This window comes from Pseudomonas sp. FG86, assembly GCF_057808775.1.
Map to the genome: position 1 here is coordinate 1 of NZ_JBMDIS010000018.1, position 20,351 is coordinate 20,351.

Consider the following 20,351-nt stretch of genomic DNA (forward strand, 5'->3'; position numbering starts at 1 on the left):
CGAGCAAGCTCGCTCCTACAAAAAAGCCTTAACTGAACGGCATTAGGGCAAGCCCTCTCCCATATTCAGCCCGCGTTTATTCAGCTGAAAACCGAGTCATAGGCAAACAACGCTGGTGCCCCACCGGTATGCAGGAAAATAATCGGGCCATCTTCAAAGCGCTGGCGCCCGATACCGTCCAGCAAGCCGGCCATGGCCTTGCCAGTGTAGACCGGGTCCAGCAGCAGGCCTTCCTGGCTCGCCAATAGCTTGACCGCCGAAAGGGTGCCGGCGTTCGGTTCGCCATAACGAGGGCCGAAATATTCGTCCCACAGAATCACCTTGAACGCGTCGGGGATGTCCACGCCGAGCAACTCGGCCGTGCGTTCGGCCAGGCCCTGCACTTTCGGCAACTGCGCTTCCTCGGTGCGCGACACCGTAACGCCGATTACCGGCAACTTCGGCAGCACTTCGCTTAAGGCCAGTGCCAGGCCGCTGTGGGTACCGGCGCTGCCGGAGGCCAGCACCACGGCGGCAAACTCGATCCCGCTGGCCTCGATCTGCCCGGCCAGTTCCAGGCCGGCACGCACGTAGCCCAGGGCGCCGAGTGCATTGGAGCCGCCGATGGGGACGAGGTAAGGCTTCTTGCCGTTGCTGCGCAGGCGGTCGGCGAGGGCGTTGAGTTGCTCGTCGACGTTGTCGAGGTTCTCCACCAACTCGACCTTGGCGTCGAACAGCTCCAGCAGCAGGCGGTTGCCGTTGCCCAGGTAGTTGGGGTCTTCGGTGCCGGTGGGGTTTTCCAGCAGGGCGACGCAGCCCAGGCCGAGCTTGGCGGCGAGCGCGGCGGTCTGGCGTACGTGGTTGGACTGGATGGCGCCAGCGGTCACCAGGGTGTCGGCCCCCTGGGCGAGGGCATCGGCGGCCAGGTATTCGAGTTTGCGCAGCTTGTTGCCGCCCATGGCCAGCGGCGTGGTGTCATCGCGTTTGACGTAGATATCGCGTCCCAGCCAGGTCGACAGCCGCTCGAGTTTTTCCAGGGCGGTGGCACCGCCCAGCAGTTCCAGACGGTTAAAGCGGTCGAGCTGTTGTTTGATCATGGCTACGCACGGTTGCTAAGTGATGGAGGGACTATAGGCAGGCACTTTTCATCGGGCAACCGTCAATCGCATATGCCGGAAGGTTCTTAGCATCACACCATTGGTTCTTAAGGGCGGCCGGGGTGCATACCGTAAAGTGATGGCCATTTCGTCAGGAGTGAATACCGTGAGTGAGCGTTCCAGTCATTGGCAATTACAGACCATCGTCAGCCAACTGCGCGGCGCCCGTGACCAGTGGCGTGCGCGCAATGGCCGTTTGAGCGGCGAGCACGGCGGGCGTGAGCTGCCCTCGCGCGAAGCCGTGGCGCAGATTCTCGAAGCGCTGTGTGGTGCGCTGTTCCCGATGCGCCTGGGGCCGGTGGACCTGCGTGAAGAGAGTGAAGATTTCTACGTCGGGCATACCCTCGATGTTGCCCTCAACGCCTTGCTCGCTCAGGCGCGCCTGGAACTGCGCTATGCCGCCCGGCAAAGCGGCCAGGACGACAGCGACGTCGACGCCCTTGCCATCCGCCTGATCCAGGACTTCGCCCTGGCCTTGCCGTCCCTGCGCAGCCTGCTCGACACCGACGTGCTGGCCGCTTACCACGGCGACCCTGCCGCGCGCAGCGTGGACGAAGTGCTGCTGTGCTATCCGGGGATCCTCGCGGTGATTCACCATCGCCTGGCGCACCATCTGTACCGGGCCGGCCTGCCGCTTTTGGCGCGGATCAGCGCGGAAATCGCCCACTCGGCCACGGGCATCGACATTCACCCCGGCGCGCAGATTGGCCCAAGCTTCTTTATCGACCATGGGACCGGCGTGGTGATCGGCGAAACCGCGATCATCGGTGAGCGGGTGCGCATCTACCAGGCCGTGACCCTTGGCGCCAAGCGTTTCCCGGCAGATGAAGATGGGCAGTTGCAGAAGGGCCATCCGCGCCATCCGATTGTCGAGGATGACGTGGTGATCTATGCCGGGGCGACGATCCTCGGGCGGATCACCATCGGCAAGGGTTCGACCATTGGCGGTAACGTGTGGCTGACCCGCAGTGTGCCGGCGGGGGCGAATATTACGCAGGCGAATTTGCAGCATGATGATGGGGCGCAGAAATAGCGCCGGTCTTGAAAATCACACACAACCCTGTGGGAGGGGGCTTGCCCCCGATGGCAGTGGTTCAGTCAATGCATCTGTGACTGACACACCGCTATCGGGGGCAAGCCCCCTCCCACATTTTGACGGCATTCCACACGGAGGCCGTATTTCAGTCAGTAATCGCTGAACGATTTGCCTCTCCCACCCGTCATATCAATCCTTGAGCTGATGTAGGAATCCCCTACCACTCGGCCCTGCGATTAGTCCCAGACTGCCTATCCATGTTTAACTTGAATGCTCGTTCAAGTTAAACCGGTGGTTCGCTGCCCGCTCACAACAGGAGGCTTACCTTTGCTGAGTCCGTTATTCACAGCCACATCCTTCACCCTCGGGGTGCATCGTTCATGAGTGCATCGTCCACCCCAGCCAGCGGCCTGGTGCGCATGAATGCGCCCGTCTTCTACTTTGCCGCGACCTTCATCCTGCTGTTCGGCATCACTGTCATCGCTATCCCGCAACAGGCTGGTGCCTGGCTGCTGGCGGCGCAAAATTGGGCGGCCAATACGGTCGGCTGGTACTACATGCTGGCGATGACCCTGTATCTGGTCTTCGTGGTGGTCACCGCGTTATCGGGCTACGGCAAGATAAAACTCGGTGCCGACCACGACGAGCCCGAATTCAGTTACCTGTCCTGGGCCGGCATGCTGTTCGCCGCCGGCATCAGCATCACGCTGTTTTTCTTCTGCGTTTCCGAGCCGCTGACCCACCTGGTGCAACCGCCCCAGGGCGAGGCGATGAATGCCGATGCCGCGCGCCAGGCCATGCAGATTCTCTTCCTGCACTGGGGCCTGCATGGTTGGGGGGTGTTTGCCTTTGTCGGCATGGCCCTGGCGTACTTCGCCTACCGGCATAACCTGCCGCTGGCCCTGCGCTCGGCGCTGTACCCGCTGATCGGCAAACGCATCAATGGCCCTATCGGCTATGCGGTGGACGGCTTCGGCATCATCGCCACGGTGTTTGGCCTGGGTGCCGATATGGGCTTTGGCGTGCTGCACCTCAACTCCGGCCTCGACTACCTGTTCGGCGTTGCCCACACGCAGTGGATCCAGGTCGGCTTGATCACCTTGATGATGGGCGCGGCGATCCTCGTCGCCGTGGCCGGCGTCGATAAGGGTGTGCGGGTGATGTCCGACATCAACATGCTGCTGGCCTGCGCGCTGCTGCTGTTCGTGTTGTTTGCCGGCCCCACCCAGCACTTGCTCAACACCCTGATCCAGAACATCGGTGATTACCTGGGTGCGCTGCCGACCAAGAGTTTCGATGTGTACGCCTACGACAAACCGAGCGACTGGCTGGGCGGCTGGACGGTGTTCTACTGGGCCTGGTGGATCGCATGGTCGCCGTTCGTGGGCCTGTTTATCGCACGGATTTCCCGTGGCCGGACCATCCGCGAATTCGTGTTCGGCGTGCTGCTGATCCCGCTGGGTTTCACCCTGGCGTGGATGTCGATTTTCGGCAACAGCGCTATCGACCAGGTGCTCAACCACGGGATGACCGCGCTCGGTCAGTCGGCCATCGATGACCCCTCGATGAGCCTCTACCTGCTGCTGGAAACCTACCCGTGGAGCAAAACCGTCATCGCGGTCACGGTGTTTATCAGCTTCGTGTTCTTCGTCACGTCGGCCGACTCCGGCACGGTGGTGCTCTCAACCCTGTCGTCCAAGGGCGGCAACGCCGATGAAGACGGGCCGAAATGGCTGCGGGTGTTCTGGGGCGCCATGACCGCGCTGGTCACCAGTGCGCTGTTGTTTGCCGGCAGCATCGACTCGCTGAAGTCGGCCGTGGTGCTGACCTCATTGCCGTTCTCGCTGATCCTCTTGCTGATGATGTGGGGGCTGCACAAGGCCTTCTACCTCGAATCGCAAAAGCGCATCGCTCAGTTGCATTCGCTGGCCCCGGTGTCGGCCTCGCGCAAAGGCAAGGGCGGTTGGCGCCAGCGCCTGAGCCAGGCGGTGCACTTCCCATCGCGGGACGAGGTGTACCGCTTCCTCGAATCGACGGTGCGCCCGGCGATCGAAGAAGTGACAGCGGTGTTTGTCGAGAAGGGGCTCTCGGTCGTGACTCAGCCCGATCCTTCCAACGACAGCGTCAGCCTGGAAATCGGCCACGGCGAGGAGCACCCGTTCATCTACCAGGTGCAGATGCGCGGCTACTTCACGCCGTCGTTTGCCCGTGGCGGCATGGGTTCCAAAGAGATCAACAACCGTCGCTACTACCGCGCGGAAGTGCACTTGAGCGAGGGCAGCCAGGACTACGACCTGGTGGGCTACACCAAGGAGCAGATCATCAACGACATCCTCGACCAGTACGAGCGGCACCTGCAGTTTTTACACTTGGTTCGCTAGCCGTTTGTGGGAGGGGGCTGGCCCCCACCCACAAAAAACCGCGCAAGGCCCTGAATTCACGGGCTTTCTTAAATTTAATTTCATCCGCCTGCGCGCCGTTTTGACGCGTAACTGTCATCTGGCCACTGCGTAATTGTGTGAAGCGTTTGACGCTTTCATTTCAGAACAGTGACGGAGACCGGTACCCATGAAGACGTTTTTAAGCCCTGTGGTGGGAGCCGCCATGGCGAGCTTTATGCTGTCTGCCCATGCCGATTTTATCGATGACAGCCACGCCGACGTGACCCTGCTCAACCGCTACCTCAACCAGCAGGGGCGTGACGTGGTTGGCAGCAATGCCAAGGCCCACAGCATTCGGGATTGGGGCCAGGGGTTCGAGTTCAACTTCAAATCGGGCTATACCGAGGGGCCGGTTGGCTTTGGCTTGGACCTGCAAGCGTTCTACGGCTTGAAGCTGGATTCCGGCGGCGACCTCAACGACAAGGACCACCAGGGCCGCTACCCTGGCAGCATGTTCCCGCTGGACAACGGCAAGTCCGCCGACCAATTCGGTGTGCTCAGCCCGACCTTCAAGATGCGCTTTGCCAAGGATGAGTTGCGCGTTGGCACGCTGTACGGCAACAACCCGGTGCTGGCCAACACCGACGGGCGCCTGTACCAGCAGACCAACACCGGTGTGCAACTGGTGTCCAAGGACCTCAGTGACTTTACCTTCACCGGCGGCGATATTTTCAAGACCAAGATCCGCAACGAAACCGGCGACCAGGGCATGATCACCGCTGGCGGGACCAAAGAAAGTGACCGCTTCCTGTTCGGCGGTGCGGACTACACCGGCCTACAGAACACCACTGTCAGCTTGTGGTACTCCAACCTTGAGGATTACTACCAGCAGTTCTTCCTCGGCGCCAAGCGCCATGACGCCTTGTCAGTCGGTGCGATCGACACCGATGTACGCGTGTTCCGCAGCCTGGGGGTAGGCGGTAACGCCGATGGCGACAAAGACTTTGCCGGCGCCGGTTTATATGGCGATGGCAGCACCAAGGGGCGCATCAACCAGTCCACCGTCAGCCTGCTGGAAAGCTACAGCCTGGAGGGCCATACCGTCGGCCTGGGCATCCAGAAAAACAGTGGCGACAGCGACTTCCCATACCTGGATTCCGGCCTGAACAGCGGCGATAACCGGCAAGGGCCTGGCTCGGGTGCCGACACTCCGGCGTTGACCAACATGCAGTTGAACAAATTCCAGCACGCGGGTGAGCGCACCTGGCTGGCGCAATACAAATATGACTTCGGCAAGCTTGGCCTCAACGGCCTGACGTTCTCCGCTGCCTATGCCCACGGCGATGACATCCGCACTGCCCAAGGCACCACCAGCGAATGGGAACGTAACGTGGCCGTGGCCTATCAAGTGCCGACCGGGACCCTCAAGGGCCTTGGTGTCACGTGGAAAAACGCGCACGCCAGCCCGGACATTACCGGCGCCACGGTGCAGGACGAAAACCGCTTCTATGTCAGCTATGTCGTTCCCCTCTGGTAGGCAATTGCTGTAAAACGGAAAGGCAGACTTAAGCGATTCAGCTGGTTAAAAGGCCTGGGAATATCGTTATTCCCAGGCCTTATTTGCCTACGTCCAAGAGAGGATTCGATGACTTACATTGCTGCCGAAAACCGCTATGAATCTATCCCGTACCGCCGCGTAGGCCGCAGTGGACTGGTGCTGCCGGCACTGTCCCTGGGCCTGTGGCACAACTTTGGCGACAGCACCCCGATCGACACACAACGCGCCCTGTTGCGCACCGCGTTCGACCTTGGGATCAACCACTTCGACTTGGCCAACAACTACGGCCCGCCCTACGGCAGCGCCGAGATCAACTTCGGCCGTTTGCTGCGCGAAGACTTCAAGCACTACCGCGACGAATTGATCATCTCCAGCAAAGCCGGTTGGGACATGTGGCCGGGCCCTTACGGCCAGGGCGGCGGCTCGCGCAAATATGTGCTGGCAAGCCTGGACCAGAGCCTGCAACGCCTGGGCGTCGACTACGTGGATATTTTCTACTCCCACCGCTTCGACGCCGACACCCCCCTGGAAGAAACCGCCAGCGCCCTCGCCACCGCCGTGCAGCAGGGCAAGGCGCTGTACATCGGTATCTCTTCTTACTCCGGTGTGAAAACCCGCGAAATCGCCGCCCTGCTCAAAGAGTGGAAAGTGCCGCTGCTGATCCACCAACCGGCCTATAACCTGCTTAACCGCTGGGTGGAAAAAGACCTGCTGGACACCACCGAAGAACTCGGCGCCGGGGTGATCGCATTCACGCCGCTGGCCCAGGGCCTGCTCACCGACAAGTACCTCAACGGCGTGCCGGCCGACGCCCGGGTCAACCGTCCGGGTGGCGGTTCGTTGCAGGCCAAGCACCTGTCTGAAACCAACATCGCCCACGTACGTGCACTGAACGAAATCGCCCAGCGCCGTGGCCAAAGCCTGGCGCAACTGGCGCTGGCCTGGACCTTGCGTGACCCTCGGGTGACCAGCGCGCTGATCGGTGCAAGCCGGCCGGAGCAGATCATCGAGAACGTCGGGGCGTTGAAGAACTTGAGCTTCACCGCCGAGGAACTGGCGGAGATCGATCGGTTTGCGCAGGAAGGCGGGATCAACTTGTGGGAAAAGCCGTCCAGCGCTGAATAACCCGGCCGCACTGGGTCAATGAGGGAGGGGGCAAGCCCCCTCCCTCATTTGATTTTCAGTGTGGCGACTAGAACGGCACATCCCCAAGAATCGTCGCCCGATGCATCACCCGCCGTTGCGGCCGGTAGTCATCCACCGCGTAATGCTGGGTTACGCGGTTATCCCAGAACGCCACGTCATTTTCCTGCCAGCGCCAGCGAATGGTGAACTCCGGGCGGGTCGCATGGGCGAACAACAGCTTGAGGATCGCCTCGCTTTCAGCAGGCTCAAGCTCATTGATCCTGGTGGTGAAGCCCTCACTGACGAACAGCGACTTGCGCCCACTCACCGGATGCGTGCGCACCACAGGGTGTGACAGCGGTGGGTTCTTCTTGCGGGTTTCTTCCCAGCGCGTCAGGTCTTCGGCGGTGTTGCCGAAGCGCTCCAGCGGGAAGGACTTGATGAAGTCATGGGTTGCCGTCAGCCCGTTGAGCAGCGCTTTCAACGGCTCCGACAACGCCTCGTACGCGGCAATGCCACTGGCCCACAACGTGTCGCCACCAAACGAGGGCAGCTGCTTGGCACTCAACACCGCGCCAAGGGCAGGGGTGGGCAGGAAGGTCACGTCGGTATGCCATACGGCATTGTCGCGTACGTCGGTGACGGCGGTGTCGAGGATCAGCACTTCGGGCTGTTCCGGCACGTTGGGGTAGATCGGGTGGATGTGCAGGTCGCCGAAATTCGCCGCAAACCGCGCCTGTTGCTGCGGCGTGATCGGCTGGTCGCGGAAGAACAGCACGGAGTGGGTGAGCAACGCCTGTTCGATGGCGTCGCGTTGTTCGATGTTCAGCGGTTGGGTGATATCCACGCCACTGATCTGGGCGCCCAGGGCGGTGCTCAATGGGGTAACGGTCAGGCTGCTCATGCTGTTCTCACTTAATGTGCCTGGCCGTGCCATGGCACTAATTTACGCTGCAGGGCGCGCAGGCCCATTTCCATGGCGAAGGCGATCAGTGCGATCACCAGAATGCCAAGCACCACCACATCGGTGACCAGGAATTGCGCCGCTGACTGCACCATGAAACCCAGGCCGCTGGTGGCGGCGATCAACTCGGCGGCGACCAGGGTCGACCAGCCCACCCCTAAACCAATGCGCACGCCGGTGAGAATGTCCGGCAGCGCGCTGGGCAGGATCACATGGCGGATCAACTGCGCTCGGGTGGCGCCCAATGATTGCGCGGCGCGCAGCTTGGCCGGGTCGACGGTGCGCACACCGGTCGCGGTGGCGATGGCGATCGGCGCAAAGATCGCCAGGTAAATCAGCAACACCTTGGACAGCTCGCCGATACCGCACCAGATCACGATCAACGGCAGGTAGGCCAGGGGCGGAATCGGCCGGTAGAACTCGATCAGCGGGTCGAGAATGCCGCGGGCAATGCGGTTGGAACCGATGGCAATACCCACGGGGACGGCGGTCAACACCGCAAAGCCCAAGCCCAGGCCGATACGGCTGAGGCTCGCGCCCAGGTGCTGCCACAGAGTGGAATCCATGTAGCCGGAGGTCGCCAGCAACCAGGCCTTTTGCAGCACGGCGGATGGCGGCGGCAGGAACAGCGGTTCGATCAAGCCCGTGGCGGTCACCGCCCACCAGATCGCCAGCAAGGCGACCAGGGTCAGCAGGCTGATCCAGCGTGTGCTCAAGCTGCGACGCGCGGGGATAACCACGTGCGCTACCGGCTTTGCAGCGGTGGCGGGGAGTTCGTAGCTGCTCATGCGGACACCTGCCGTTGCGAGAACACTTTGCCCAGCACGTGTTCGCGGGTTTCGATAAAGCGTGGGTCGGACTTGATCGCACGCGCCGCTTCACCGGCCGCGTAGCGCTGGCCGAAGTCCAGGTGCAGGCGCTCGACGATCTGACCTGGGTTGGGCGCCAGCAGGATCAGGTCGGTGGCAAGGAACACGGCCTCTTCGATGTCATGGGTAATCAGGAAGGTCGGCTTGGCCGTGCGCTTCCAGACTTGCAGCAACAGCTCCTGCATCTGCTCGCGGGTGAAGGCATCGAGGGCGCCGAAGGGTTCGTCCATCAGCAATACGCGAGGATCTGCCGCCAGGGCGCGAGCCAGGCCCACGCGCTGTTTCTGCCCGCCTGACAGTTGCCAGATGCGGCGGCTGTCAAAACCGGCCAGGTCCACCAGCGCGAGCATTTCCCGCGCACGGGCTTCGCGTTGCGCCTTGGGCACGCCGGCCAGCTCAAGGCCGAAACCGACGTTGGCCAGCACGTCCTGCCAGGGCAGCAGGGCGTCGTCCTGGAACACCACGCCGCGTTCGGCGCTGGGGCCTTTGACCGGTATGCCATCGAGGGTGATGCGCCCGGCAGAAGGTTCGACAAAGCCGGCGATCAGGTTCAACAGCGAAGTCTTGCCACTGCCGGACGGGCCGAGGGCCACCAGCAATTGCTGAGGCCCAAGGTTCAGTGAAATGTCAGCCAGTACCGGTTCTGTGGCGCCTGGGTACTGTGCGCTGATGCGCTCCAGTTGTAGCAAGGCCATCGCGATGAACTCCTTGAATCAGTGGGTGATGAACTTGGCGCTGACGTAAGGGGCGTAGTCCGGCAGCACGGCCTCGACCTTGCCTTGTTCCTTGAGGAACGCGGCGGTGTCGGTCACCGCTTTGGTGGTCGGTGCGCCCAGCAAGGTCACCTGGTCAGCGGCCAGCGGGTAGACGTTGCCTTGCAGCAGCAACGGGATGTCGCTGGCCTTGGCGCCGGAGAGTTTCACCAGCTTGTCGACGTTGCCTTTGTCGGCCAGCCAGGCTTGTGGGTCTTTGCGGTACTCGGCGTAGGCGTCGAGCGTGACTTTGGCGAACGCGCTGACGATTTCCGGGTGTTTCTCGGCAAAGTCCTTACGCACGATCCACGCATCGAAGGTGGGCGCACCGAACTTGGCCAGTTCGCCGGAGGTGATCAGCACCTTGCCGTTTTCCTTGGCTACGCCCAGGGCTGGGTCCCACACGTAGGTGGCGTCGATATCACCGCGCTTCCAGGCGGCGATGATTGCCGGTGGTGCGAGGTTGAGGATGGTGACTTTCGACGGGTCGATATTCCAATGCTTCAGCGCGGCCAATAGGCTGTAGTGGCCGGTGGATACGAACGGTACCGCGACTTTCTTGCCGATCAGGTCCTGGGGGCCGTTGATCCCGGAACCGTTGCGCGCCACCAGGGCTTCGGCACCGCCGATCTGGGTGGCGACGAGGAAGGTTTCCACTGGCACTTTGCGCGTGATCGCAGCGGTCAGCGGGCTGGAACCGAGGTAGCCGATTTGCACATCGCCGGAGGCGATGGCGGCGATGATATCGGCGCCGTTGTCGAATTTGCGCCAGTCGATCTTGGCGTGGGTGGCTTTTTCATAAGCACCGTCGGCTTGGGCGACTTTGGCCGGGTCTACGGTGGTCTGGTAGGCGATGGTCACATCCGCCGCCTGGGCAAACAGGCTGGCACCGGCCAGGGACAACGCCGCCAAGAGGCGCAGAGGGGTAAGCAGTTTCAAGGGGAAGCTCCTCAATCAAGCGGCCGAGGGTCGGCATGTGAGGAGACTAAATGATCTAAGAATCCGAAAATAAATAACATTTTCGAATTAGCTTATGTGGAGAAAAGTGGAAGCTGATCTGGAGATTGAAGAAGGCAAATGTGGGAGGGGGCTTGCCCCCGATGGCGGTAGATCAGTCACTGACGGGTTGACTGATCCCTTGCTATCGGGGGCAAGCCCCCTCTCACATGTTGAGCCGGGTTCGACTTCAGTTAGTTGCTGATGGCGAGGATGCTCGCCTGGTACGACCCGACAAACACATCGAAGTCGCCCACTTCGTTCTGCTCCAGTTCCGCCTGTTGTGCCAGCGACGTGCGCGCCAGCTCTTCAAAGCGCGCCTGCTCAGCAGCTGGCAGTGGCTCCTGGCGGAAATGCTCGGCATGCACCTCGCTTTGGTGCAGGGAGAACTGCGCGAAGCTTTCCTTGCGTTCGGCCATCGCCGCCAGCACTTGGGCCGAGGGGGTCAGCGACGGGTCGTTGACCTTGGCCAACTGAGCGTCCAGCGCCTGGCTGTGCTCGGTGATGCCGTGGCTTTCATCAAGCAGGGCTGCCAGGGGCGCTATCTGCTCCAGCAACTCGGTGGCCCATTCCTTCATGTCCACGGCCTGGCCCTTGCGCTGCAATTGCAGGCCGGGACGGCGGCCTTCCTTGACCACGCTGAGGAAGTTGGAGGTGGCGTTGCCGCACTCGTTGTTGGCGAACAACGGGCTGTCGTTCAGCGCGCAATACAACAGGAAGGCGTCGAGGAAGCGCGACTCCGGCAGGTCGATGCCCATCGGCAGGAACGGGTTGATGTCCAGGCAACGCACTTCGATGTACTGGATGCCGCGCGCCATCAGGGCCTGGATCGGCCGCTCGCCGGTGTAGGTCACGCGCTTGGGGCGGATGTTGGAGTAGTACTCGTTTTCGATCTGCAGGATGTTGGTGTTGAGCTGAACCCATTCACCGTCCTTGTGGGTGCCGATTTCGACGTAGGGCGCGTAGGGCGTTGCGACTGCCTTGCGCAGGCTGTCGGTGTAGCTGGCGAGGTCGTTGTAGCACGGCGTCAGGCCGGCCTGGGCGTTGCTCTGGTAACCCAGGTCGCTCATGCGCAGGCTGGTGGCGTACGGCAGGTACAGGGTATCGGCATCAAGCACTTCCAACTGGTGCGAGCGCCCGCGCAGGAAGCCGGCGTCCAGGGCCGGCGAGGCGCCGAACAGGTACATCAGCAGCCAGCTGTAGCGGCGGAAGTTACGGATCAGCGCGATATAGGCGTCGGACTGGTAGTCGCGGTCGGTGCCAACAAAACCTTCGGTTTCCTTGAGCAGTGGCCACAACTGTTCCGGCAACGAGAAGTTGTAGTGAATCCCGGCGATGCATTGCATGGTCTTGCCGTAACGCAAGGCCAGGCCCTTGCGGTACACATACTTGAGCTGGCCGATATTGGAGGTGCCGTAGTAGGCAATCGGAATATCTTCCTCGGCCGGCAACGGGCACGGCATCGAGGGGCTCCACAGGTATTCGCTGCCGAGCTTGGAATAAGCGAAGCGATGGATCTTTTCCAGGCTGCTCAGGGTATCGGCCGGGTTGGGCAGGGCTGGTGTAATGAACTCCAGCAGCGATTCCGAGTAGTCGGTGGTGATCTGCTCATGGGTCAACGCGGCGCCCAGGGCTTCGGGGTGCGGGGTTTGCGCCAGGCGTCCCTCACTGGTGACGCGCAGGCATTCGCGCTCGATGCCATGCAGGCAATGCTCTAGCAGGGAGAGGTGTTCGCGCTTGCCGAGCAGGGCCAGGCGGCGGTTGAGAAGTTCGCTCAAGTTGGATTCCTTCACGCGTCAGTCGCCCCAATATGGGGGTGGGCAGGACGGTCTACAAGGGTGAAGTTAAAACTGGCGTTATCGCCTGGTTTTGAGTCGATTTGACTCGCTTTGAAAAAGCCTACTTCACTCCATGAATTGGGCTATAGCGCAGCAAGAAAATTCCGACGCCGTTATCGCAGCGCCGAAATTAACTCAAATCGAGGGTGGGGAGCTATAGGACAGCGAAGGTGCCTTGCGCTTTTGCGACAAGTCTTTCGTCCTGATACACGTCAGCCTCGACCACCAGCGTGCGACGGCCTGCGTGGATCACTCGGGAGGTGCACAGCACATCACCGTCTTCCACGGCGCGGATGTAGTTGATCTTGCACTCGATGGTCGCGCTCTGCTGGTCGAACCCATGGGAGCTGGAGCACGCCAGCCCCATGGTGATGTCCACCAGGCTGAAAATCGCCCCGCCATGGAGCTTGCCTGCGCGGTTGCGCAAGTGCGGCTCCAGGGTCAGGGCCACCTCGGCAACGCCTGGCTCCAGGCGTTGCAGGCGGCAGCCGATCAGCTCGCTGAACGCGCTCTGGGTCAAGCCGGCTGGGATCTCCATCAGCGCTTCTTCAACTGCTTGGCATTGGCGAACAGCGAAGCCATGGCGTTGTTGGCCGGGGCGGCGGTCGCGGTTTCCTTGCGCGGCGCGTTGTTCTGCGACTGCCGGGGGGCCGAGCCTGGGCGTGCGCCACGTGCGCCGTCGATTTTCTCGCCGGGGGTGTCGCTCATGCGCATCGACAGGCCGACGCGTTTGCGCGGGATGTCGACTTCCATGACCTTGACCTTGACCACATCACCGGCTTTCACCGCTTCGCGCGGGTCCTTGATGAACTTCTCCGAAAGCGCAGAGATATGCACCAAGCCGTCCTGATGCACGCCGATGTCCACGAAGGCGCCGAAGTTGGTCACGTTGGTCACCACGCCTTCGAGGATCATGCCCAGTTGCAGGTCCTTGAGGTCTTCGACGCCATCCTGGAACTCGGCGGTCTTGAACTCGGGACGCGGGTCGCGGCCAGGTTTCTCCAACTCTTGCAGGATGTCGGTGATGGTCGGTACGCCGAAGGTTTCATCGGTGTACTTCTTCGGGTCCAGGCGCTTGAGGAATGCGGCATCGCCGATCAGCGAACGGATATCGCGGTCGGTCTCGGCGGCAATGCGTTGGACCAGCGGGTAGGCTTCCGGGTGGACCGCCGAGGCGTCCAGTGGGTTGTCGCCGTTCATGACGCGCAGGAAGCCGGCGGCCTGTTCGAAGGTTTTTTCACCCAGGCGGGCGACTTTTTTCAGCGCGGCGCGGGTCTTGAACGCACCGTTTTCGTCGCGATGGGTCACGATGTTCTGTGCCAGGGTGGCGTTGAGCCCGGAGATACGCGCCAGCAGTGCGACGGAGGCGGTGTTCACGTCCACGCCCACGGCGTTCACGCAGTCTTCCACGACCGCATCCAGGCCGCGCGCCAGTTTCAGCTGCGACACGTCGTGCTGGTACTGGCCGACGCCGATGGATTTAGGGTCGATCTTCACCAGCTCGGCCAACGGATCCTGCAGGCGACGGGCGATGGACACGGCGCCACGGATCGACACATCGAGGTCCGGGAATTCCTTGGACGCCAGCTCCGACGCCGAATACACCGATGCGCCAGCCTCGGAGACCATCACCTTGGTCATCTTCATTGCTGGGTATTTTTTGATCAGTTCGGCGGCCAGCTTGTCGGTTTCACGGCTGGCGGTGCCGTTGCCGATGGCGATCAGGTCCACGGCGTGCTTGGCGCACAGGGCGGCCAGGATCGCGAGGGTCTGGTCCCACTTGTTGTGCGGTACGTGGGGGTACACGGTGGCGTGGTCCAGCAACTTGCCGGTGGCGTCGACCACGGCGACCTTGCAGCCGGTGCGCAGGCCCGGGTCGAGGCCCAGTGTGGCGCGCGGGCCGGCCGGGGCGGCCAGCAGCAGGTCATGCAGGTTGTGGGCGAATACGTTGATCGCCTCGGTTTCGGCACCGTCGCGCAGCTCGCCGAGCAGGTCGGTTTCCAGGTGGGTGTAGAGCTTGACCTTCCAGGTCCAGCGCACCACTTCACCGAGCCACTTGTCGGCAGGACGGTTCTGGTTCTGGATGCCGAATTGCTGGCCGATCATGCCTTCGCACGGGTGCATGGTACCGGGCAGTTCGTCGCCGACTTTCAGCGCGGAGCTGAGAATGCCTTCGTTGCGGCCGCGGAAAATCGCCAGGGCGCGGTGGGACGGCATGCTTTTCAGCGGTTCGTCGTGTTCGAAATAGTCACGGAACTTGGCGCCTTCTTCCTCTTTGCCGGCGATGACGCGGGCGCTGAGGGTGGCTTCCTGTTTCAGGTAATTGCGCAGTTTTTCCAGCAGGTTGGCATCTTCGGCGAAACGCTCCATCAGGATGTACTTGGCGCCTTCGAGGGCGGCCTTCACATCGGCGACGCCTTTTTCGGCGTTGATGAAGCGCGCGGCTTCGGTCTCCGGGGTCAGCGACGGGTCGTTGAACAGGCCGTCGGCCAGCTCGCCCAGGCCGGCCTCCAGGGCGATCTGGCCCTTGGTGCGGCGCTTCTGTTTGTAGGGCAGGTAAAGGTCTTCGAGGCGGGTCTTGGTGTCGGCGAGCTTGATGTCGCGTTCCAATTGCGGGGTCAACTTGCCCTGTTCCTCGATGCTGGCGAGGATACTGATGCGCCGTTCGTCGAGTTCTCGCAGGTAGCGCAGGCGTTCTTCCAAGTGTCGCAACTGGATGTCGTCGAGGCTGCCGGTCACTTCTTTTCGGTAACGGGCGATGAAGGGCACCGTGGAGCCTTCATCCAGTAGAGCGACGGCCGCTTCGACCTGTTGTGGGCGTACGCCGAGTTCTTCGGCGATGCGGCTGTTGATGCTGTCCATAAAACCACCTGAAATTCTTAGAAGCAGCTCGCAGGCCCGGAAAACAAGGCCTTGCGAGGCTGGTTGAGCGGCCCGACTGGCGCCGCTACCTGGGTCAAGAGGCTGCCTATTGACCCTCAAAATCGAAAAAATCACGACAAGCGGGTGAAAAAAGCCCGGCAGTAAGCGGTAACGATCTGACGTTGCCCTGCACGAAGGCGCCGCATTATAACCAGCGTTCTGCCCTTGGGGGGTACTGCGCCAAATGTGAGGCAGGGCACGGGTTCGCTGGCGGTAGAGGAAAAATCTGCTAACAATGCACACGGTGCGTATAACGGCAGCTACGCCATAATGCGCGCCGAGATAAGAGGAGCATCCAATGAGCAGCACTGCACAAACTGCTGAAGGCGAAAAAATTCTCATCGTTGACGACGATCCGGGGCTGAGCAGCCTGCTGGAGCGCTTTTTCAACTCCAAGGGCTATCGTGCCCGGGCGGTACCGAATACCGAGCAGATGGACCGCCTGCTGGGGCGTGAAGTGTTCAACCTGGTCGTACTCGACCTGATGTTGCCTGGCGAAGACGGCCTCACCGCCTGCAAACGCCTGCGCAGCGCAAACAACCAGATTCCCATCATCATGCTGACTGCCAAGGGTGATGAGCTGAGCCGCATCAAGGGCCTGGAACTGGGCGCCGATGACTATCTGGCCAAACCGTTCAACCCTGACGAGTTGATGCTGCGGGTCAAGGCCGTATTGCGTCGCCAGGCACCTTCGGTACCGGGTGCTCCGGGCAGTGAAGACGAAAGCGTCACCTTTGGCGACTACGAGCTGTCCCTGGCCACTCGTGAACTCAAGCGTGGTGACGAAGTTCACATGCTGACTACCGGTGAATTCGCCGTGCTCAAGGCCCTGGTGATGAACGCGCGCCAGCCGCTGACCCGCGACAAGCTGATGAACCTGGCCCGTGGCCGCGAGTGGGATGCCCTGGAACGCTCCATCGACGTGCAGATTTCCCGTCTGCGCCGGATGATCGAGCCGGACCCATCCAAGCCGCGGTATATCCAGACGGTATGGGGTGTGGGTTACGTGTTCGTGCCGGATGGCACCGCAACCAAGTGACCAATGATTTGCAGGGGCGGGTATCCTGGCGATTGGCCCGATGAGGGTCGACGGGATACCCGGCGTCTGCAATTCTGCGAGCGCTGCTCGTTCCTGCAAGGTGTCTAGCTGTCTTCTATGAAAACCCCGCTGTGGTTCCCCCAAAGTTTTTTCTCCCGCACCCTTTGGCTGGTGCTGATCGTCGTTCTGTTCTCCAAGGCACTGACGCTGGTTTATCTATTGATGAACGAGGACGTGCTGGTGGATCGACAATACAGCCACGGCGTTGCACTGACATTGCGTGCCTATTGGGCCGCCGATCCCGAGAACCGCGAGAAGATCGCCAAGGCGGCCACGCTGGTACGCGTTGTCGGCGCGGGTGTGCCGGAGGGAGAACAGCATTGGCCCTACAGTGAAATCTACCAGCGCCAGATGCGGGCGGAGCTGGGTGAAGACACCGAGGTTCGGTTGCGTATGCACGTTTCTCCAGCGTTGTGGGTGCGCGCGCCGAGCCTGGGTGAAGACTGGTTGAAAGTACCGCTGTACCCGCACCCGCTGCGGGGACAGAAGATCTGGAACGTGTTGGGCTGGTTCCTGGCCATCGGCCTGCTCTCGACGGCGTCCGCGTGGATCTTTGTGCGCCAGCTCAACCAGCCTCTTAAACGCCTGGTATTTGCCGCCCGCCAGTTGGGACAGGGGCGCAGCGTGCGCCTGCCGGTCAGCGATACCCCCAGCGAGATGACCGAGGTGTATGGCGCGTTCAACCAGATGGCGGAGGACGTCGAACAAGCCGGGCGCGAACGCGAGCTCATGCTGGCGGGGGTGTCCCATGACTTGCGTACGCCGTTGACGCGATTGCGCTTGTCCCTGGAGCTGATGGGCAACCATACCGACCTGACCGATGACATGGTGCGCGATATCGAGGATATGGACGCGATTCTCGACCAGTTCCTGGCGTTTATCCGCGATGGCCGTGATGAAGTCGTGGAAGAAGTCGACCTCACCGACCTGGTGCGCGAGGTGGTGGCGCCCTACAACCAGAATGGCGAACAGGTGCGTATGCGTCTGGAGCCGATCCAGCCGTTTGCGTTGCGTCGGGTTTCCATGAAGCGCCTGTTGAACAACCTGATCGGAAACGCCTTGCACCACGCCGGTTCCGATGTGGAAGTAGCGGCCTATGTGTCCGGCGACAGCGCAGCGCCTTATGTGGTGCTGAGCGTGATGGACCGAGGGGCGGGTATCGACCCTGCGGAGCTGGAAGGCATCTTCAACCCCTTCACCCGTGGCGACCGTGCCCGGGGTGGCAAGGGCACCGGTTTAGGCTTGGCGATTGTGCGGCGGATTGCGTCGATGCATGGCGGTAACGTCGAACTGCGTAACCGTGAGGGCGGCGGTCTGGAGGCGCGGGTGCGCTTGCCGCTGGGGCTGATGTTGCCCAGGGACGCTGTCTAGCAAACAACCCAGAGCAAAATAGGGGAGGGGCGGTGCGCTGTCGCACCGCCCCTCCCGCATTGGGTTATAGGTTGTGTCCGGGGCGGTGGTGCTAGCCCTTGCCTTTGGTCCTGGTCATATTCGGCCCGCCACTCTTCTCCAAGTGCTGAATGATGATCCCCGCCACATCCTTGCCGGTGGTGGTCTCGATCCCTTCCAGGCCCGGCGATGAGTTCACCTCCATCACCAGCGGCCCGTGATTGGAGCGCAAGATATCCACGCCCGCCACGCTCAACCCCATGACCTTGGCCGCCCGTAGCGCGGTCATGCGCTCTTCCGGGGTGATCTTGATCAGGCTGGCGCTGCCGCCCCGGTGCAGGTTGGAGCGGAACTCACCCGGCTTGGCCTGGCGCTTCATTGCTGCAATCACCTTGTCGCCCACCACGAAGCAGCGGATATCCGCACCGCCGGCTTCCTTGATGTACTCCTGCACCATGATGTTCTGCTTGAGGCCCATGAAGGCCTCGATCACCGACTCGGCCGCCGTCGCGGTTTCGCACAGCACCACACCGATACCCTGGGTACCTTCGAGCACCTTGATCACCAGCGGTGCACCGTTGACCATTTCGATCAGGTCGGGGATATCGTCGGGGGAGTGGGCAAACCCGGTGACCGGCAGGCCGATCCCGCGACGCGAAAGCAGTTGCAGGGAACGCAGCTTGTCCCGCGAGCGCGCGATGGCGACCGATTCATTGAGCGGGTACACCCCCATCATTTCAAACTGGCGCAACACGGCGCAGCCATAGAACGTTACCGAGGCTCCAATACGTGGGATCACCGCATCGAATCCCTCCAGCGGCTTGCCGCGGTAGTGAATCTGCGGCTTGTGGCTGGCAATGTTCATGTAGGCACGCAACGTGTCGATTACCACCATTTCATGGCCACGCTCGGTGCCGGCCTCGACCAGGCGGCGGGTGGAATACAGACGCGGGTTTCGCGACAGCACAGCAATCTTCATGCAGCACCTGGGGTAGAAATTGTAGAGACCGGGAACACCGGCTTGTCTTGAACGTACTTGACGCCGGGATTGACCACCAGGTGGCCGTCAATCAGCGCCTTGGAGCCCAGCAGCAGGCGGTAACGCATGGCCTTGCGGCAGGCCAGGGTGAACTCAACTCGCCACACCCGATCACCCAATGCCAAGGTGGTGCTGATCACGTAGCGCACTTGCGCATGGCCGTTAGAGCTCTTGATGGTTTTCATCGTCACCAGGGGCGCTTCGCAGCGGCGGTGGCGCAGTTGTACAACGCTGCCCAGGTGCGCGGTAAAGCGCACCCACTTCTCACCGTCACGCTCAAAAGGCTCGATGTCGGTGGCGTGCAGGCTTGAGGTGCTGGCACCGGTGTCGATCTTGGCGCGCAGGCCAGCCACTCCCAGGTCGGGAAGTGCTACCCACTCACGCAGACCCACAACGGTCAAATGGTCAAATGTCTTCAATATGGGTAACCGGTCAATTCGCCCAAGCCTTCGGTGTAACCTCGGCCAGGGCTTTGAATGCGGGTTTGGCGAACCAGTATCCCTGCATCAGAAATATTCCGCAGTCGGACAGGAAGTCACGCTCCCCGGCACTTTCGATGCCTTCGGCGATGACAGTAACCCCCAACTGCTCACAGATTGTGACAATCCCCTGGACGATGACCTGCCGGACACGATCCTGGTCGACATCGCGAATCAGCGCCATGTCGAGTTTGATCAGGTCAGGTTGGAAATCAGCCAGCAGATTCAGCCCCGAATAGCCCGCGCCGAAATCGTCGATGGCGGTCATGAAGCCGAATTCGCGGTATTCACGCAGAATATTGGTCAAATGGCGATAGTTATCTACATGCTCGCTTTCCAGTGTCTCGAAAATCAGCTGGTTCAGTGGAAAGTTATGTGCCCGGGCTGCCTCCAGGGTGCTGCGAATGCACAGCTCGGGCCGATAGACGGCATTGGGCATGAAGTTGATGGACAGTCGGGTTTGCATGCCCAGTGCCGCGGCACCGGCAATCGCCAGGGTGCGGCAGCGCTGGTCGAAACGGTAACGGTTGCTATCGTTGATCTGCTCCAGCACTGACAGCGCCCCTTCGCCATGGGTGCCGCGCACCAGGGCCTCGTGGGCAAAGATCGAATGGTCACGCAGGTCTACGATAGGCTGGTAGGCGAAAGCGAAATCAAAGCCCAGGGGTTCGCTTTGCTGGCACCCCACGCAGCGTTGATCAGGCGAGGTGAGTGAAGTCGGGAATTCGGTCACAGGATATCCTCGCGTAAACAAGTTACTACCTGGCG

At 61.5% G+C, this 20,351-nt stretch carries 17 protein-coding genes; 6 read left to right on the forward strand and 11 right to left on the reverse strand.

Annotated features, from left to right (window positions below):
• Nucleotides 1–80: 80 nt before the first annotated feature.
• Nucleotides 81–1,076, reverse strand: a complete 996-nt coding sequence (locus tag ACODSV_RS13990) for a D-cysteine desulfhydrase (RefSeq protein ID WP_024072788.1) — start codon at nucleotides 1,074–1,076, stop codon at nucleotides 81–83.
• Between the two features lie 166 nt (nucleotides 1,077–1,242).
• On the opposite strand from ACODSV_RS13990, the gene epsC reads away from it, so the two are divergent.
• The 4 genes from epsC to mgrA all read left to right on the forward strand — a co-directional run bounded on the left by epsC (nucleotide 1,243) and on the right by mgrA (nucleotide 7,236).
• Nucleotides 1,243–2,169, forward strand: coding sequence for a serine O-acetyltransferase EpsC (epsC, locus tag ACODSV_RS13995; protein WP_041160815.1), 927 nt, complete (start codon nucleotides 1,243–1,245; stop codon nucleotides 2,167–2,169).
• A gap of 422 nt (nucleotides 2,170–2,591) precedes the next feature.
• Nucleotides 2,592–4,553, forward strand: a complete 1,962-nt coding sequence (gene betT / locus ACODSV_RS14000; RefSeq protein ID WP_172831369.1) for a choline transporter BetT — start codon at nucleotides 2,592–2,594, stop codon at nucleotides 4,551–4,553.
• A 187-nt stretch (nucleotides 4,554–4,740) separates the two neighbouring features.
• Entirely contained in the window at nucleotides 4,741–6,090 is a 1,350-nt protein-coding gene (locus tag ACODSV_RS14005; RefSeq protein WP_024072791.1) for an OprD family outer membrane porin, read from the forward strand.
• A 108-nt stretch (nucleotides 6,091–6,198) separates the two neighbouring features.
• Entirely contained in the window at nucleotides 6,199–7,236 is a 1,038-nt protein-coding gene (mgrA, locus tag ACODSV_RS14010; RefSeq protein WP_024072792.1) for an L-glyceraldehyde 3-phosphate reductase, read from the forward strand.
• A 67-nt stretch (nucleotides 7,237–7,303) separates the two neighbouring features.
• Here mgrA and tauD read toward each other — a convergent pair whose 3' ends face one another.
• From tauD to ACODSV_RS14045, 7 genes are all read right to left on the reverse strand, one after another.
• The gene (gene tauD, locus ACODSV_RS14015; RefSeq protein WP_150055580.1) at nucleotides 7,304–8,140 is read right to left on the reverse strand and encodes a taurine dioxygenase; all 837 of its coding nucleotides are present in this window, start codon (nucleotides 8,138–8,140) and stop codon (nucleotides 7,304–7,306) included.
• An 11-nt stretch (nucleotides 8,141–8,151) separates the two neighbouring features.
• Nucleotides 8,152–8,988, reverse strand: a complete 837-nt coding sequence (gene tauC / locus ACODSV_RS14020; protein WP_024072794.1) for a taurine ABC transporter permease TauC — start codon at nucleotides 8,986–8,988, stop codon at nucleotides 8,152–8,154.
• Nucleotides 8,985–9,764, reverse strand: coding sequence for a taurine ABC transporter ATP-binding subunit (tauB, locus tag ACODSV_RS14025; protein ID WP_024072795.1), 780 nt, complete (start codon nucleotides 9,762–9,764; stop codon nucleotides 8,985–8,987). The genes tauC and tauB overlap by 4 nt, the downstream gene beginning before the upstream one ends.
• An 18-nt stretch (nucleotides 9,765–9,782) precedes the next feature.
• Nucleotides 9,783–10,760 (reverse strand): taurine ABC transporter substrate-binding protein, encoded by a 978-nt coding sequence (gene tauA / locus ACODSV_RS14030; RefSeq protein WP_024072796.1) that lies wholly within the window; start codon nucleotides 10,758–10,760, stop codon nucleotides 9,783–9,785.
• Between the two features lie 251 nt (nucleotides 10,761–11,011).
• Nucleotides 11,012–12,595, reverse strand: coding sequence for a glutamate--cysteine ligase (gshA, locus tag ACODSV_RS14035; RefSeq protein ID WP_150055343.1), 1,584 nt, complete (start codon nucleotides 12,593–12,595; stop codon nucleotides 11,012–11,014).
• Between the two features lie 214 nt (nucleotides 12,596–12,809).
• Nucleotides 12,810–13,193 (reverse strand): PaaI family thioesterase, encoded by a 384-nt coding sequence (locus tag ACODSV_RS14040; protein WP_024072798.1) that lies wholly within the window; start codon nucleotides 13,191–13,193, stop codon nucleotides 12,810–12,812.
• On the reverse strand, nucleotides 13,193–15,517 hold the full coding sequence (locus ACODSV_RS14045) for a Tex family protein (RefSeq protein ID WP_102625249.1): 2,325 nt from the start codon (nucleotides 15,515–15,517) through the stop codon (nucleotides 13,193–13,195). Before ACODSV_RS14045 ends, ACODSV_RS14040 begins: the two co-directional genes overlap by 1 nt.
• Before the next feature lie 358 nt (nucleotides 15,518–15,875).
• Between ACODSV_RS14045 and ompR the strand changes: the two genes are divergently transcribed.
• Nucleotides 15,876–16,616 carry an osmolarity response regulator transcription factor OmpR gene (gene ompR, locus ACODSV_RS14050; protein WP_024072800.1) on the forward strand — a complete coding sequence of 247 codons (741 nt, stop codon included), beginning with the start codon at nucleotides 15,876–15,878 and terminating at the stop codon, nucleotides 16,614–16,616.
• A gap of 117 nt (nucleotides 16,617–16,733) precedes the next feature.
• Nucleotides 16,734–18,047, forward strand: a complete 1,314-nt coding sequence (locus tag ACODSV_RS14055; protein ID WP_150055342.1) for an ATP-binding protein — start codon at nucleotides 16,734–16,736, stop codon at nucleotides 18,045–18,047.
• Nucleotides 18,048–18,138: 91 nt separating this feature from the next.
• On the opposite strand, the gene rimK is transcribed toward ACODSV_RS14055, so the two are convergent.
• The 3 genes from rimK to rimA are packed head-to-tail and all read right to left on the reverse strand — an operon-like array spanning nucleotide 18,139 to nucleotide 20,316.
• Entirely contained in the window at nucleotides 18,139–19,044 is a 906-nt protein-coding gene (gene rimK, locus ACODSV_RS14060) for a 30S ribosomal protein S6--L-glutamate ligase (protein ID WP_024072802.1), read from the reverse strand.
• On the reverse strand, nucleotides 19,041–19,523 hold the full coding sequence (gene rimB, locus ACODSV_RS14065) for a retropepsin-like aspartic endopeptidase RimB (RefSeq protein ID WP_024072803.1): 483 nt from the start codon (nucleotides 19,521–19,523) through the stop codon (nucleotides 19,041–19,043). The genes rimK and rimB overlap by 4 nt, the downstream gene beginning before the upstream one ends.
• A 13-nt stretch (nucleotides 19,524–19,536) precedes the next feature.
• On the reverse strand, nucleotides 19,537–20,316 hold the full coding sequence (rimA, locus tag ACODSV_RS14070) for a S6 modification regulatory phosphodiesterase RimA (protein ID WP_024072804.1): 780 nt from the start codon (nucleotides 20,314–20,316) through the stop codon (nucleotides 19,537–19,539).
• Nucleotides 20,317–20,351: the final 35 nt, after the last annotated feature.

Bases quoted from the DNA above. Each gene is read 5' to 3' on its own strand.
- ACODSV_RS13990 (WP_024072788.1), bottom strand. From the start codon at position 1,076: ATGATCAAACAACAGCTCGACCGCTTTAACCGTCTGGAACTGCTGGGC.
- betT (WP_172831369.1), top strand. From the start codon at position 2,592: ATGAATGCGCCCGTCTTCTACTTTGCCGCGACCTTCATCCTGCTGTTC.
- ACODSV_RS14005 (WP_024072791.1), top strand. From the start codon at position 4,741: ATGAAGACGTTTTTAAGCCCTGTGGTGGGAGCCGCCATGGCGAGCTTT.
- mgrA (WP_024072792.1), top strand. From the start codon at position 6,199: ATGACTTACATTGCTGCCGAAAACCGCTATGAATCTATCCCGTACCGC.
- tauD (WP_150055580.1), bottom strand. From the start codon at position 8,140: ATGAGCAGCCTGACCGTTACCCCATTGAGCACCGCCCTGGGCGCCCAG.
- tauC (WP_024072794.1), bottom strand. From the start codon at position 8,988: ATGAGCAGCTACGAACTCCCCGCCACCGCTGCAAAGCCGGTAGCGCAC.
- tauB (WP_024072795.1), bottom strand. From the start codon at position 9,764: ATGGCCTTGCTACAACTGGAGCGCATCAGCGCACAGTACCCAGGCGCC.
- ACODSV_RS14040 (WP_024072798.1), bottom strand. From the start codon at position 13,193: ATGGAGATCCCAGCCGGCTTGACCCAGAGCGCGTTCAGCGAGCTGATC.
- ACODSV_RS14045 (WP_102625249.1), bottom strand. From the start codon at position 15,517: ATGGACAGCATCAACAGCCGCATCGCCGAAGAACTCGGCGTACGCCCA.
- ompR (WP_024072800.1), top strand. From the start codon at position 15,876: ATGAGCAGCACTGCACAAACTGCTGAAGGCGAAAAAATTCTCATCGTT.
- ACODSV_RS14055 (WP_150055342.1), top strand. From the start codon at position 16,734: ATGAAAACCCCGCTGTGGTTCCCCCAAAGTTTTTTCTCCCGCACCCTT.
- rimK (WP_024072802.1), bottom strand. From the start codon at position 19,044: ATGAAGATTGCTGTGCTGTCGCGAAACCCGCGTCTGTATTCCACCCGC.